The sequence below is a fragment of the Rhodococcus sp. NPDC047139 genome, from assembly GCF_040643435.1.
GTDB lineage: Bacteria > Actinomycetota > Actinomycetes > Mycobacteriales > Mycobacteriaceae > Rhodococcus.
Window position 1 is genome coordinate 145,255 of record NZ_JBEYUH010000005.1, and the last position, 14,478, is coordinate 159,732.

The 14,478-nt window shown below is 67.5% G+C and carries 15 protein-coding genes; 7 read left to right on the forward strand and 8 right to left on the reverse strand.

The window, feature by feature from the left end; all coding sequences use genetic code 11:
* Position 1: 1 nt before the first annotated feature.
* On the reverse strand, positions 2-1,210 hold the full coding sequence (locus tag ABZ789_RS08080; protein ID WP_358421580.1) for an amino acid deaminase/aldolase: 1,209 nt from the start codon (positions 1,208-1,210) through the stop codon (positions 2-4).
* An 11-nt stretch (positions 1,211-1,221) separates the two neighbouring features.
* Positions 1,222-1,866 carry a TetR/AcrR family transcriptional regulator gene (locus tag ABZ789_RS08085; protein ID WP_358421583.1) on the reverse strand — a complete coding sequence of 215 codons (645 nt, stop codon included), beginning with the start codon at positions 1,864-1,866 and terminating at the stop codon, positions 1,222-1,224.
* A gap of 75 nt (positions 1,867-1,941) precedes the next feature.
* On the opposite strand from ABZ789_RS08085, the gene ABZ789_RS08090 reads away from it, so the two are divergent.
* On the forward strand, positions 1,942-3,249 hold the full coding sequence (locus ABZ789_RS08090; RefSeq protein WP_358421586.1) for a D-arabinono-1,4-lactone oxidase: 1,308 nt from the start codon (positions 1,942-1,944) through the stop codon (positions 3,247-3,249).
* Positions 3,250-3,261: 12 nt separating this feature from the next.
* Here the strand turns inward: ABZ789_RS08090 and ABZ789_RS08095 are convergent, their stop codons facing one another.
* From ABZ789_RS08095 to ABZ789_RS08110, 4 genes are all read right to left on the reverse strand, one after another.
* A complete protein-coding gene (locus ABZ789_RS08095) occupies positions 3,262-4,194 on the reverse strand; it encodes an adenosine deaminase (RefSeq protein WP_358421589.1) in 933 nt (310 codons plus the stop codon).
* A 55-nt stretch (positions 4,195-4,249) separates the two neighbouring features.
* Positions 4,250-5,011: a crotonase/enoyl-CoA hydratase family protein gene (locus tag ABZ789_RS08100; protein ID WP_358421592.1), complete on the reverse strand. Its 762-nt coding sequence runs from the start codon at positions 5,009-5,011 to the stop codon at positions 4,250-4,252.
* 74 nt (positions 5,012-5,085) lie between these two features.
* Complete coding sequence (locus ABZ789_RS08105) at positions 5,086-6,129, reverse strand: AMP-binding protein (RefSeq protein ID WP_358422131.1); 1,044 nt, start codon at positions 6,127-6,129, stop codon at positions 5,086-5,088.
* A 118-nt stretch (positions 6,130-6,247) separates the two neighbouring features.
* Positions 6,248-7,714: a DHA2 family efflux MFS transporter permease subunit gene (locus ABZ789_RS08110; protein ID WP_358422134.1), complete on the reverse strand. Its 1,467-nt coding sequence runs from the start codon at positions 7,712-7,714 to the stop codon at positions 6,248-6,250.
* Between the two features lie 94 nt (positions 7,715-7,808).
* Here ABZ789_RS08110 and ABZ789_RS08115 point away from each other — a divergent pair, with 94 nt between their 5' ends.
* Positions 7,809-8,504 carry a GNAT family N-acetyltransferase gene (locus tag ABZ789_RS08115; RefSeq protein ID WP_358421595.1) on the forward strand — a complete coding sequence of 232 codons (696 nt, stop codon included), beginning with the start codon at positions 7,809-7,811 and terminating at the stop codon, positions 8,502-8,504.
* Positions 8,505-8,526: 22 nt separating this feature from the next.
* Positions 8,527-9,552 (forward strand): glutathione S-transferase family protein, encoded by a 1,026-nt coding sequence (locus ABZ789_RS08120; RefSeq protein WP_358421598.1) that lies wholly within the window; start codon positions 8,527-8,529, stop codon positions 9,550-9,552.
* 3 nt (positions 9,553-9,555) lie between these two features.
* Here ABZ789_RS08120 and ABZ789_RS08125 read toward each other — a convergent pair whose 3' ends face one another.
* Both ABZ789_RS08125 and ABZ789_RS08130 read right to left on the reverse strand, forming a co-directional pair.
* Positions 9,556-10,020 carry a VOC family protein gene (locus tag ABZ789_RS08125; protein ID WP_358421601.1) on the reverse strand — a complete coding sequence of 155 codons (465 nt, stop codon included), beginning with the start codon at positions 10,018-10,020 and terminating at the stop codon, positions 9,556-9,558.
* A 25-nt stretch (positions 10,021-10,045) separates the two neighbouring features.
* Positions 10,046-10,876 carry a helix-turn-helix domain-containing protein gene (locus tag ABZ789_RS08130; protein ID WP_358421604.1) on the reverse strand — a complete coding sequence of 277 codons (831 nt, stop codon included), beginning with the start codon at positions 10,874-10,876 and terminating at the stop codon, positions 10,046-10,048.
* A 57-nt stretch (positions 10,877-10,933) separates the two neighbouring features.
* On the opposite strand from ABZ789_RS08130, the gene ABZ789_RS08135 reads away from it, so the two are divergent.
* The 4 genes from ABZ789_RS08135 (at position 10,934) to ABZ789_RS08150 (ending at position 14,462) form a co-directional block, all read left to right on the forward strand.
* Positions 10,934-11,668 carry a hypothetical protein gene (locus tag ABZ789_RS08135; protein ID WP_358421607.1) on the forward strand — a complete coding sequence of 245 codons (735 nt, stop codon included), beginning with the start codon at positions 10,934-10,936 and terminating at the stop codon, positions 11,666-11,668.
* Positions 11,669-11,670: 2 nt separating this feature from the next.
* Positions 11,671-12,477, forward strand: a complete 807-nt coding sequence (locus ABZ789_RS08140) for an alpha/beta hydrolase (RefSeq protein WP_358421610.1) — start codon at positions 11,671-11,673, stop codon at positions 12,475-12,477.
* Between the two features lie 150 nt (positions 12,478-12,627).
* Positions 12,628-13,686 carry an ATP-binding cassette domain-containing protein gene (locus ABZ789_RS08145; RefSeq protein WP_358422137.1) on the forward strand — a complete coding sequence of 353 codons (1,059 nt, stop codon included), beginning with the start codon at positions 12,628-12,630 and terminating at the stop codon, positions 13,684-13,686.
* The gene (locus ABZ789_RS08150; protein ID WP_358421613.1) at positions 13,683-14,462 is read left to right on the forward strand and encodes an ABC transporter permease; all 780 of its coding nucleotides are present in this window, start codon (positions 13,683-13,685) and stop codon (positions 14,460-14,462) included. The genes ABZ789_RS08145 and ABZ789_RS08150 overlap by 4 nt, the downstream gene beginning before the upstream one ends.
* Positions 14,463-14,478: the final 16 nt, after the last annotated feature.

Below are 14,478 nucleotides of genomic sequence, written 5' to 3' on the forward strand. Positions count from 1 at the left end.
TTCACCAGCAGCCGCCTTCACCACGGTAGGTGGGCACCTCGGTGCGTCCGTTCTCGTCGACGAGGTGGATCCGATCGAATCTCTCGCACAACTCCCCCGCCTTCGCGTGCCGGAACCACACTCGCCCACCGATGGGTACGGACGCCGCTGCACGACCGGTCACCGGGGTCTGCACTTCCCCCGCGCCCTCGGTTCCGAGCAGTTTCAGCCCTGTGGGACGGACAGGGCGTGGCACCCGCGAAGCGCCGGGGGGACCGGACGCGATGTACCCGCCTCCGAAGAGCGTCGTGATCGACGGTGACGGTTTTCGTACGGCCGGCAACGCGAAGAACATCGACGGGTTCGGGGCGAAGGCCCGGTAGCCGTCGAACAGGGTGGGCACATACAGTCCCGATCCCGCGGTGGCCTCGGTGACGACGCGATCGGCGGTGGTCACTTCGAGCGAGCCGGTCCCGCCGCCGTTGACGAGCCGGAGTTCACCCACGACGGAGCATACGGCTTCGACGACAGCACGGCGCCGCGAGACGAGTTCCCGCGCCGACGCGCGTTTGACGAGCCGGACCGGTAGCGACGAATCCGGCAGGCCCGCGATCTGGGCTTCGTAGAACATCAGGCCGACGACGTCGAATCCCGCGGTCGCCGCGCGACGGGCCAGTTCGGCTGCGGCGTCCGGTTCGCGCACGGGAGAGCGCCGTACACCGAGGTGGAGCGGGCCCACCCGCAACGATGCATCGACGTCCAGACAGATTCTCGGTCGAAAGGACTCATCTCCCAGCGCTTCACGGACTATATGGAGGTGCTGCGGCGAATCGACCATGAGTGTGATCGCCGAGACCGCTTCCGGGGACCTCCCGAACTCACCGAGAGCTGCACGGTCGACCGTCGGATAACCCATCAGGATGTCGCGCGCGCCCTGCTCCACGAGCCACAATGCCTCGCGCAGCGAGTAGGCCATGATGCCGCGAAAACCTCCGTGGGCCGTCAGGTCCGGACCCAGGACCTCTTCGAGGACGGCACGACAGCGAACCGATTTGCTCGCCACCCGCACCGGCACACCACCCGCGCGGCGGACCAGATCATCGGCGTTGCGCCACAGCGTGGGCAGATCGACGGCGGCGAACGGGGGGTCGAGGTCGGCCGTCGCCGCCTCCACCCGGTCGAGGACGTCGTCGTGAGTGGAAGCGGCACGGAGCACGGTCGATCCCTTCATGGACGGTCGGGTCAGGAACGTTCTACGGCACGGGTCGCGATGATGTCGGCGATCACTCCCAGTTCCGTTGCCGCCGTTTCGCTGTCGCGATCCACCAGCCAACGGAGCACGACTCCGTCGAGCAACGCGAGCGACAGTCGCGCGAGCGTCGCGGTGGGCAGCGACCACTCGACACCGCACCGGTCGGCGCACCGGTCGAGGAACCGGTCGGCCTGCTCGTCCATCAGGCGGTACTGCTGCACGGCGATGTTCCCGCTGACCGGACTGCCGTTCGTGCCGTGCCGGAGCGAGTAGGTCGTGATCTCGTAGGTGAGTGTCTGCAGTCCCGGTGTGGACTCGACCGCCGACCACATGGCGCGGAGACCGGTGTGCAGCATCGACCGCAGGCAGTCGACGCCACTGGTGCGCTGCAGGTCCGCCGGCACGTCGAATGCGGCATGCATCGCCCGGGCGAGTTCCTCGATCAAAGTGTTCGCCATCGCCACGACGAGCGCTTCCTTGCTGTCGAAACAGTAGTGGACGACGCCGAGCGACACCCCGGCCTTCTCGGCGACGGCACGGACCGTGACAGCTCCGACTCCCCCGCTTTCGGCCAGTTCCAGTGCCGCAGCCACGAGTTGGGTGCGGCGTTCGTCGGCAGGCAACCGATTCGACATGTCCCGATCGTAGAGGTCGGGAAAAGGTCGGGGCCAGGTGTTGACTTGGACGGACGTCCAGATCGATCATGAGGCATGGCCACCTGGCGCAACTGGGCGCGTACCGAGGGCGCATCGCCCCGGCATTTCGAGACACCCGAAACGGTCGACGACCTCGCGCATATCGTGGCTCGGGCCTCCGGTCAGGGCGAACACGTCAAAGCAGTGGGCGCCGGGCACTCGTTCACCGGCGTCGCCGTCACCGACGGCACGTTGATCTCACTCGACCACATGTCGGGTCTCCTCGCGGTGGAACCGATACCCACCGGCGCCCTCGTCACGGTGCAGGCCGGGACGCGTCTTCGAGATCTGAGCGAGCTGTTGTGGGCACGAGGTCTCGCCGTACCCAACCTCGGGGACATCGATGTCCAGTCCGTCGCCGGCGCGATCTCGACCGGCACGCACGGCACCGGTACGGCATTCTTCGGGCTGGCCGGCGCGGTGTGCGGCGCGACGATCGTGCTCGCCGGCGGGCGGATCGTGGAATGTTCTCCCGAGCGAGAACCCGAACTGTTCGAAGCCGCACGTCTGGGACTCGGCGCCCTCGGCGTCCTCGCTACCGTGACCCTCGAGTGCGTTCCCGCATTCCGCCTGCATGCCGAGGAGTCGCCCTCGTCATTGCGTGCGACACTCGACGAGATCGACGAATTACGCAGCAGCGTAGATCATTTCGAGTTCTACTGGTTTCCGCACACGGACGGGGTGCTCGTCAAGCGCAACACCCGCCTCCTCGGCCCCGCGCCGGTCCGGCCCGTCGGGCGGATGCGCACTCTCCTCGACGACGAACTGCTCTCCAACGGGGCGTTCGCGCTCTTCCAGGAAATCGGAACACGCGTTCCCGCAACCATTCCGACTCTCAATCGGGTCGCCTCGCGCGCATTGTCGCCGCGCACATTCGTCGACCGCAGTCACCGGGTGTTCGCGTCGACACGCCGGGTGCGCTTCCGGGAGATGGAGTACGCGATACCCGCTCACCACCTTCCCGAGGTACTCCGGGAGATCGATATGTATTTGCGCTGCAACGATATCCGGATCGGATTTCCGGTGGAGGTACGGTTCGCGCGGGCCGACGACGTCTGGCTGTCGACGGCACACGGCCGCGAGACGGCCTACGTGGCGGTCCATCAGTACCACCGTCGCGATCACAGTCCGTACTTCGACGGCGTGGAGCCGATCTTTCGTGCCGCACAGGGGCGGCCACACTGGGGGAAGCTCCACTCGATGACCGCCGTCGAACTGCGTGAGATCTACCCGCGATTCGACGACTTCCTCGCCGTACGCGACCGCGTGGACCCGGGCCGCACCTTCACCAACCCGTATCTGCGACGCGTCCTCGGCGAGTGACGATTCACCGACTCAGAGGAAGGCGGCGTCCCACGAATTGCGGCGAAGAACATCCCGTTCTGCGTCGGTGAGGCCGAGCTGGTCCTTCAAGGCCACGAAGGCGTCGTCGACGTATCCACCGAAATAGGCGGGATCGTCCGAGTGCACACTCACCGCGAGACCGGCCTCGAGCATCCGGCGCAACGGATGATCGGCGAGCGAATCCACCACGTGCAAACGCACATTCGACAGCGGGCACACGGTGAGCGGAATGCGCTCGTCGACCAGACGCGCGACGAGGTCGGGGTCCTCGAGTGAGCGGATGCCGTGGTCGATGCGCTCGGCACCGAGCAGGTCGAGTGCCTGCCACACATACTCCGGGGGGCCCTCCTCCCCCGCATGTGCCGTGATTCGCAGTCCCTCGGCCCGCGCCCGGGCGAAGACGTCCTCGAACAGCGAAGGCGGGTAACCCACCTCCGCCGAGTCCAGTCCGAGTCCGATGATCGGTGCGCCGAGCCGCAACAACTCCCCGAAGACCTCGTGTGCTTCGGGCACGGGACGATCACGCACGATCGAGGCGATCGTCGCCGCGTCGATCCCGAACTCCCGGTGAGCACCGGCGACCGCATCGGAGAGCCCGGCCACCACCTCGGTCAATGCCACGCCGCGCGAGGTGTGCGCCTGGGGATCGAAGAAGAACTCCGCGCGGGTGACACCCGCCCGCGCCGCGCGTGCAAGATAGGCGCGGGCGAGGTCGGCGAAGTCCTGTGCGGTACGCAGCACTTCCATGTTCGCGTAGTACAGGTCGAGAAACGACTGCAGGTCGCCGAATTCGTAGCGACCACGCAGGTCGTCGAGGTCGCGATAGGGAAGAGACACGCGGTTGCGCTCGGCGAGGGTGAGTATCAGTTCGGGTTCGAACGTGCCTTCGATGTGCACGTGCAGTTCCGCGAAACCGTCGGTCATCCGATCCTCTTCCTCTTCCGTCGCGCGCTCTTCCGGCGCAGGTCTCAACCGTCGCTCAGCGACCCTTCCACACTGGAGGACGCTTCTCGGCGAAAGCAGTGGCCCCTTCGCGCGCGTCCTCCGAGACGAAGACGGGCGCCATGAGTTCCATCTGCTTCGCGAAGGCCTCCTCGCGCGACCAATCAGCCGAGCGGACGACGATCTCCTTGGTCACCGCCACAGCGAGCGGGCCGTTCGCGGTGATGCGCTCGGCCAGTTCGAAAGCGCCCTCGAGCGCCCCACCGGGCTCGGTGAGACGATTGACGAAACCGTAGCCGTACGCTTCCTCGGCGGTGAACGCATCCCCCGTGAGAGCGAGTTCGAGCGCCTTCTGGTAGGGGATCCGCGTCGGCAGCCGCAGCAGACCGCCGGCACCTGCGACCAGGCCCCGCTTGACCTCCGGGATACCGAACTTCGCATTCTTCGCCGCGACGACGAGATCCGTGGCGAGTACGAGCTCGGTTCCTCCCGCGAGCGCGAATCCTTCGACCGCGGAGATCAGGGGCTTGCGAGGAGGCGCTTCCGTGAACCCGAGCCCCTTGCCGGGAACGACCACATTCTCACCCGCTACGAACGCCTTGAGGTCCATTCCGGCGCAGAAGGTGCCGCCAGCGCCGGTGAGCACCCCCACCGACAGCGAATCATCGGCGTCGAGTTCGTCGACGGCCTCGGCGAGTGCGTGACTCACGGCGGCGTTGACCGCGTTGCGCGACTCGGGGCGGTTGATGGTGATGACGAGAATACGATCGCGTCGTTCGAGCAGGACTTCGTCGGACATGGACATACCTCTCCACTTCGGATCGCCGGACTCCCGGCTACAGGCTGTATACCGGATGGAAACCTGTTCCAGGATCACGACACCCGCACAGCGAGAGGCTCGACGAACCCCTCGGCGTCGATCCGCACCTGATCTCCGGTGCGGAACCACCCGTCGTCGGCGAACGCGTCGGCCGTGGCCGACGGATCGTGCCAGTACCGACGGGCGACGCTCGGTCCGCGGCACAGCAGTTCACCGATCCCCCGCTCCGCATCCGGGCCGAGCAGCGCAACCTCGATCCCTCCGAACGGCACACCCACGCTGCGCGGGTGGCGGGGACGATGTTCCGAGGGAAGCAGCAGACCGATTCCTCCCGTTTCCGCGACGCCCCAGCCCCGGACGCATCGCGACGTGGGGAACGCCGCGCGCAGGTGGCGCCACGGTGCGCGGATCACGCGCGATCCCGGGATCACGACAGTTCCCCCGGCGGCGAGGGTGGGCAGCAACTGGACCCCGCACCCGACGGCTGTGGACAACGGGGCCGTCAGCACCGTACGGGCTCCCTCACCGCGCAGATCCATAGCGTGCGCCACGGCTTCGATCGTCGACAGCACGTTCGTGTTGGTCAGTTCGACGCCGCGCAATCCGCCACCGGCCACGCGCACGTAGTACAGCACCGCGAGCTCCTCCGGAGTGGCACCGCCGTCGAGGAAGGCGACTCCGTCGGGCAGATCGTCACCCAGAGTCAGCACCGCACCGCTGTGAGCCTCGATCTCCGCGGTCTCCTCGCTGCTGCACGTGGGATCGGGAAGCACCGGCACACCCCCGGCGAGGACCACCCCGAGAAAGCCGATGAGCCAGCGGAAACCGTTGGGTCGGTTCACAACCACACGGTCCGCCGGCCCGACCCCTTGATCGAGGAGCCCACCGGCGACGCGGGCGGCGGACGCCCACAACTCGCGGTAACTGAGCACCCGGCCACAGCGATCGACCACCGCGGCCCGGTTCGCGAAGCGCAGTGCACTGCGGTCCAGCAACTCCGCGAGACACGGTTCCAGACAGTCGTACTGGAGGATGCCGCCGGAACGTCGGATGACCCGATCGTCCCTGAGCCAACGAGTTCCAGCAGGAATTTTCACTACGGCCACCGACATGACACCTCCCACCCGGCGCGTGTCTGCACTATATGGCGTGGATCACAACCGTGTGAGGAAACCGCGGGTCACGGATATCGGAAGACGAGCCGCCTGCGCCGGCTCAGACGGTCGGCGCAGGCGATCGGACCTCGACCTCGGGGTCCGCCTTCTGGCTCGCAGGTCGTTCGAACGCGAGCACGGCCACCAGTCCGATCACGAGGACGGCGGCGGGCAACCACAACGATTCCGCCATCGCAGCGGCAAAGGGGGCACGCAACGCATCCGGCAGCACGGCAGTCTCCATCTCCGGCGAGCCACCGGCACCCACTCCGTTCGCCGACAGTCGACCCGCCATCATGGCTCCGAGAGCGGCACTGCCCAGCACGGCGCCGACCTGGCGCGTCGTGTTGTACACCCCGGATCCTGCTCCCGCCCGATTCGGCGCCAGCCCGTTGGTCGCGGTGGCCGACAGCGGAGACCAGATTCCCGCGTTGGCGACACCGATCAGCGCGATCGGCAACAGCAACTGCCAGATCTGCGCGTCCGGAGTCATCGTCAGCGCAAGCCATCCCAGGCCGATCGTCAGCAGTGTGAAACCGGTCCCCGCGATCAGCCTCGGGTGGACACGGTCGACGAGCCTGCCGACCACCGGTGCGAGCACCCCGCTGAACACCGCCATCGGCACCATGAGCAGTGCCGCACCCGTCGGAGTCAGCCCGCGCACCGACTGGGCGTAGAACATGATGGGCAACATCACGCCCGTGATGGCGAAACCCATGGTCGCGATCCCGATGTTCGCCAGGCCGAAGTTGCGGTCCCGGAACAGCGACAGCGGCACGAGCGGTTCCCCACGGTTACGCGACTGCTGCACGACGAACACGACGAGCAACGTGACACCGACGACGATCAGCACCCACACCCGGGCCGTCCAGTCGAACGAATTGCCCTCCTGGATCCCGAACACGAGGCAGAACATGCCCGCACCGCTGAGCAGCATCCCGAGCACGTCGAACCGGTGAGGACTCGTCGGCAGCACGGGCACGTACTTCACCGCGAGAGCGAACCCGATCACCCCCACGGGCACGTTGACGAAGAAGATCCACTCCCAGCCCAGGCCGTCCACGAGAACACCCCCGGCCAGGGGGCCGACGAGCGTCGCGACGCCGGCCACGGCACCCCACAGGCCCATCGCGGTTCCGCGGCGTTCTCGCGGGAAGATCCGCGTCACCACGGCCATCGTCTGCGGGGACATCAGGGCGGCCCCGAAACCCTGGAACACCCGCGCGACGATGAGCATCTCGATCGTGGACGAGAATCCGCACCACAACGACGCGATCGTGAACAGCACGAGTCCGACGAGATAGATCTGGCGCTGGCCGAAACGATCGCCGAGTCGGCCGGTCACGAGAAGCGGCACGGCATACGCGAGGAGATAGGCACTGGTGACCCACACGACGGCCGCGATGTCCGCCTCGAACGTCCGCATGATCGCCGGATTTGCGACAGCGACGATCGTGCTGTCCACCAGAATCATGAAGAAGCCCAGACACAATGCCCCCAGTGCCGCCCAACGGGCACCGTCCGACATCTCGCTCGCCGCATCGGACCCGCGCACGCGTGTGCCCTCCTCGCTGTTGTCGCTCACCGAATATCTCCCCTCGTAGGGGGTCTACGGTATCGGGGTGGACCCACACATCTCGAGCATCGCCGCCCTCGCATGGTGTCGTGTCCTGGGACTACCCGACGGCGCGCTGACCGAACCCGGCCACGTCACGCGGGTCGACGATTCGATGCGCGAGGTCCGGGTGCTGACCGTGGGCACGGCGACCGCGATCGTCGGGCCGGCCGCGGCGGTCTCGCGCCTCGAGGCCGAACCCGCCCCGGCAGACCTCGACGCTCCGCGCGCCGAGGCCGTCGTCGCAGGTCATGCCGGACGCACCGAGATTCTCGGTCTGTGTACCGATTGGATCGATGCGACCCGTGTGGACAGCCCACTGATCTCGGACGATCCCGAGGATCTCGCGGAACTGCAGCGGTGCTGCCCGCCTGACGACGTCACCGAGGCCGAAACGTCGCCGAGCCGGTCGTCTCGGGTCTTCGTTCTGCTCGACGACGATCACCGTCCTCTGGCCGGGGCCGCATACGGCGAACTCGGGTCGTTGCTCGCCGACGTGCGAGTGCTGACCGCACCCGGCACGCGCCGCCGTGGTCTGGCCGCGACTGTCGCGACCCTCGCAACCCACGACGCGCTCGACGCCGGGCTCGTTCCGCTCGCCCGCATGCGCCGCGACAACCGGGGGGCACGTACGGTCGCGGCGGTGTCGGGCTACGACACCTGGGGAACCCTCGTCACGGTGCGGGTTCCGCCCGAGCGTTGACGACTGCCCGAAAGGTACGCAGGTGACCGAGAACAAGTACGTCGAACCGGGTGCGGAGTTCACCCGCGACACGAACTACATCCCGACGCGCATCACCGCCGACGGACGCGACGGCTATCCCGTCGAGCCCGGGCGGTACAGACTCGTCGCGGCCCGGGCCTGTCCGTGGGCGAACCGGACCCTGATCGTGCGGCGGCTGCTCGGGCTCGAGGACGCCCTGTCGCTGGGATTGTGCGGACCCACACACGACGAGCGCAGCTGGACGTTCGATCTCGACCCCGGAGGTGTCGACCCCGTGCTGGGGATCCCCCGGCTGCAGGATGCATACTTCGCCCGATTCCCGGGGTACGACCGGGGAATCACGGTTCCGGCCATCGTCGACGTTCCCACGGGACAGGTCGTGACGAACGACTATGCGCAGATCACCTTGGACTTCTCCACCGAGTGGACGCAGTTCCACCGCCAGGGCGCTCCGGATCTGTATCCCGAGCGGTTGCGGGACGAGATCGACGAAGTGGCCGAGGTCGTCTACCGCGACGTCAACAACGGCGTGTACCGGTGCGGTTTCGCCGGCTCACAGGAGGCCTACGAGAAGGCCTTCGACCGCCTCTTCGCCCGTCTCGACTGGCTCGAGGAACGTCTCGGAACGCAGCGCTATCTCGTGGGCGAGACGATCACGGAGGCGGACGTGCGCCTGTTCACCACGCTCGTACGCTTCGATCCCGTCTACTACGGCCACTTCAAGTGCAACAGGAACCGGCTGGCCGACTTCCCGGCGTTGTGGGCGTACGCGCGCGACCTGTTCCAGACCCCCGGTTTCGGGGACACGGTCGACTTCGTCCAGATCAAACAGCACTACTACCTGGTGCACACCGACATCAACCCGACGGGAATCGTGCCGAAAGGACCGGGCTTGCCGAACTGGCTCGAACCGCACGGTCGCGAGGCGCTCGGCGGGCGGCCTTTCGGGGACGGCACACCACCGCCCCCACCGCCCGCCGGCGAGGTCGTCCCCGAGGCGCACGGCGCCGTGACCAGGTCCCGGTGATCCTTACGGCCGGACGGGCCGGTAGGTGCCGATACTCCAGTACACGCCCTGCGGGTCGCGGCAGGTGAAACCGTGGGATCCGTAGTCCTCGTCACGGAGTTCGACCGTCACGCTCGCGCGGCGGGCCGCATCCTCGTCGTCGGCGGACGCGAGGACCTTCTCGTACAGCGCGTCGACGGCGTTCTCGTCGGAGAGCACGAGATAGACCGTGCCCTTGTCGGCGTGCTGGTCGAGCGGTGACTCGCGACCGGTCGAACCGAGCATGACACCACCCCCGTACGGCCAGTGCAGGGCTGCGTGGTCGACGCGGTCCCCCTCCCCGTAGACCTCCGATTCGACGAACCCGAGTGTGCCTACGAGGAAGCGGATCGCGGCTCGGGCATCGGTATAGGCGAGGCACGGCCACACGGTGTCCGCGGTGGGCGTGCCGGTCGTGGACTGCTGCGTGAAGTTCGTTGTGTTCGTCATGGCTTCGAGTCTCGCGACCGCCGCCTCACTCGTCTTGGACGAATGGGAACACTTCGTCCTCGAGCCAACGGGAAGGCGGCACACCGGCCAGATCGCGCCATTCGCGGGCAAGATGTGCCTGGTCGTAGAAGCCGCAGTCGGCGGCGATGTCCGCGAGGCGCCGGCCGGGGGCGGCCCGCAGCATCTGCCGCGACCGGTCGAACCTCGACACCCGCGCCACGTCCTTGGGTGAGAGACCGAATTCGCGCGCGAACCGGTTCGCGAGGTGTCTTCTGCTCCACCCCAGTTCGTCTGCGACTGCACGCACGGGCAGAGCCGGATCGGATACCAGCAGGCGCCAGGCATGCGCGAGGTGCCGGTCCGGTCCGGTCGACCGCGCCGAGACGAGGCGCCGTGCGAGCACCCGGTCGAGGACGCAGAAACGCTCTTCCCATGACCCCGCCTCAGCGATCCGGTCGGACAACTCGCGACTGTCCCCGCCGATCACATCCTCCAGGTCGACCACCCATGGACCGAGTTCTGCGGTGGGCACGCCCAGCAGCGCCCGTGCCCCTGCAGGAGTCAGCGCAAGTTGCATCCCGTGCTGACGCCCGTTGTGAACGATGGGCACGGGCCGCGTCGACAAGCCGCCTGCGAGCGTGTCGAAACGATCCGGAGACCGTTCGTCGCGGCGAGGGAGTTCGATGGGTTCGGAAATCGTGAGGATTACGGTGACGTCCGGAGAGGGCATACCCAGATGGGTCCCCGGCGGGAAACCGTCGAGCCGATACCCCTCGTACGAGCGCACGTAGGGTGTCAGCGCAGGCAGCGGACGCCGCCGGGCGCCGTCGGACACACCGCTTGCGGACCCGGACATGCAACAAGGGTAGTGAAAGCGGACCGGAAGACAACAGAACCGGAGAACAGGGGCACGATGAGCAGGAATGCAGGCGTCGCAGAGACCTTTATCGTCAAGATGCTCGACAACGGTGCCAAACTCCAGGGTCCTGCCGTGGCGAAGTACGTCGATCTCCTGCGCCGCGCGAACCCTCACGACACTCCGGCACAGATCATCGAGCGCCTCGAGAAGCAGTTCCTCCTCAGCGTCACGGGCAGCGGTTCGGCAGCAGGTGCGACGGCCGCCTTCCCCGGTGTCGGGACCATCGCCGCCATCGGAGCGGTGGGCGCCGAGACGGCCTTCTTCTTCGAAGCTTCCGCACTGCTCACCCTGGCCATCGCGTCGGTACACGGAATCGAACCCCACGACCACGAGCAGCGCCGTGCGCTGGTCCTCTCGGTGTCGCTCGGTGACACCGGGCGGGAGATCGTCGCTGCCGCGACCGGCACGTCCCTGCGCCACTGGCCGAAGTCTCTGACCACCCAGGCGAGCGGAGCCCAGTTGAAGGGTCTGAACAACTCGCTGGTCAAACGGTTCATCCGCCGGTACCTCGCCAAGCGCAGTCCGCTGCTGATCGGCAAGCTGGTTCCTGCAGGTATCGGCGCGGCGATCGGCGGCGTGGGCAACCGCGCGCTGGGCAAACGCACGATCCAGAATGCCCGCGACGCCTTCGGCCCGCCCCCGCCCGCATGGCCGGATGCAAGGCCCGTCCTTCCGCTGAACGGAGAGGTGCCGGCCCTGGACATCGGTGTTCCGGTGCCGAAGGACTGATCGTGTCCGCGCCGGGGAAGGTGTTCGTGCGTGAAACCGGGGCAGGGCCACGCACCGTCGTACTGCTGCACGGATTCTCCGACCACGGCGGCACATGGTGCAAGGTCGCACCGGCGATGGCCGAACGTCACCGGGTGCTCACGGTCGACCTCCCGGGTTTCGGACGTAGTGCGGAGCACTGGGAAGCACCGGTACTCGACCACTACGTCGACATCGTGGCCGATCTCGTCGCCGATACGGATCGACCGGTGTCGCTGGTCGGGAACTCGCTCGGCGCGGTGACGGCACTGCTGTTCGCATCGGTCCATTCGTCCCTCGTCGATCGGGTGGTGCTCGCCGACATGCCCGGGCTCGCCGGGATCCCGCGGTTGTGGACCCGGGGCGCGCGGCTACCCGTCGAACTGTCGCGCGCACTTGTCCGCCCGTTGCCGGCCCCGGTGATGCAGCAGGCCATGGGTGCGCTGTACGCACGGGCAGCAGTGCATCGGCGCGGCACCTTCGACCGTGCCGTGCGCGCAGCGTTCGCGGCGAACTACGCGACGCGCAGCCAGGTCGACACCCTCCTGACGGTGGGCCGACACGCGATCCGTGAACTCGCTCGTCTACCGATCCCGGAGATGGTGCATGCCCTCGACGTGCCCGCACTGCTGTTGTGGGGTGCGCGGGATCGGCTGACCCCCGCTCACGCGGCGCGGCGCGTGAACGCCGGCAGCGCACGACGAGTAGTGGTCATTCCCGATGCCGGGCACTGTCCCCAACTCGACGCACCCCGCGAGTTTCTCGACGCAGTACTGCCCTTCCTGGAATGACCCGTAAGCTCACGGCGACCGCGGCACGAGGCCGCATCCCCGATCTCGACGACGCGGAGGTTCGCATCCGTGACAGCACCGTCAGCGCCACCGCCGTACGGCAGCCCCGACCCCCAGAACGCTCGGGGCGCGGGGATCTCCGTCCAAGGGCTGAGCAAGGCGTTCGGCGACCACATCGCCGTGTCGAATCTCTGGTTCTCGGTGCCCCCGGGGTCGATCACGGGGTTCCTCGGCCCCAACGGTTCTGGCAAGACCACCACGCTCGGCATGATGCTCGGGCTGATCCGCCCGAGTGCCGGTAGCGCCTTCGTCGACGGTGTGCCGTTCACGGACCTGCAGCAGCCTGCACAGGTCGTCGGGGCCGTACTCGACTCCCGAAGTGCCCACCCGAAGCACCGGGCGCTGACGCACCTGCAGATCTACTGCGCCGCGATCGGAGTTCCAGACGAGCGGGCGGTGCAGATGCTCGAACTCGTCGGTCTCGGGTCCGTCGCGAAACGTCGCGTCGGAGAGTTCTCCCTCGGAATGCGCCAACGACTCGCCCTGGCGACGGCTCTGCTCGGACAGCCGCGTTATCTGGTACTCGACGAACCGGCGAACGGACTCGATCCCGAGGGCATGGCATGGCTGCGTGACTTTCTGCGTGCCTTCGCCGGCCGCGGTGGGACCGTGCTGATCTCGAGCCACATCCTCCGGGAGATCGAACAGATGGCCGACCGCCTCGTCATCGTCTCGAATGGCGTACTGGTCGCAGAGACCACGATGGCGGGCCTGCGGGACGCCTACCGATCGCGGATCTTCGTCGCGTCCTCCGATCCGGCCCGGCTCGCGATCGCCCTGGCCGCTGCGGGACACACCGACGCGCAGGTGCAGCAGGACGGACGCCTCGCGGTGGTCGGTGCTGCTCCCGATCGCATCGCCGAGATCGCCGAATCCGCAGAGGTGACGCTGTTCGGGACGAGCGTCGAGCACGTCGACCTCGAACAGGTGTACCTGGCGATGACTGCCGGGCGCTACGCGGCGGCGCCGGTTGCGCAGTATCCGGCGCACGTCCCCGGTGCCCAGCAGTATCCACCCGCCCAGCAGTATCCACCCGCCCAGCAGTATCCATCCGCCCAACAGGACCCACCGGCCCAGCGGCAGTATCCGCAGTCCCAGTGGGGGCAGCCGAACCGACCGCCGACCGGACCCGGAGGACCGACCCGATGACCGCGCTTCTGACCGCCGAATTCCGCAAGGTCCTGAGCCTGCGTTACTGGTGGATTCTCGGCATCGCGCCGCTGCTCGTGGGCCTGTTCTGCGGTGCGCTGACCTTGCCGGTCGCGCGCCAACTCAAGATCGGCTTCGGCGACGGCTTCGCCGAGGCCGTCGGCGCGGTAGTCGGCATCTCCTTCGCGCTGTCGCTGGTGTTCCTGTTCGCCGCGGTCTTCGGAGCAGTGGCCACCGGTAGCGAGTTCGCACATCGCACGATCGTGACGACCTTCCTCACCACGCCTGGACGGGATCGGGTCATCGGCACGAAACTTGCCACTGTCGCTGCGATCGGGTTGCTGTACTGCATAGTCACCGAAGTCGCCACAGCCGCGACCCTCGTACTGTTCGGAGGTGGCTTCGAAGGCGCCGATCTCGGTTCGATCGCCAAGGTGCTGGGTATCGGCCTGCTCTGCGCTCTCGCGTGGTCGCTCATCGGGGCGGGTCTCGGCCTGCTCACACGGTCCACGGCGGTGAGCGTCCTCGCGATCTGCGCATGGGTGCCCTTCGGCGAGCTGACCCTCTCGGTGGTCCTGCACGGCATCGGTATCAGTGCGCTCGCCTCGTACCTGCCGGTGCAGGCGACCTGGTACGTCCTGTTCTCGGCCGTGTCCATACCCCAAGACACCGCCCTGGACATGACCTGGCCGCTGGCACCGCTCGTTTTGGTGTTCTGGACGGTACTGCTGGCCGGACTCGGCTGGTGGCGGACCCGCACCGGCGACGTGGCCTGATCGACTCCTGACGCGC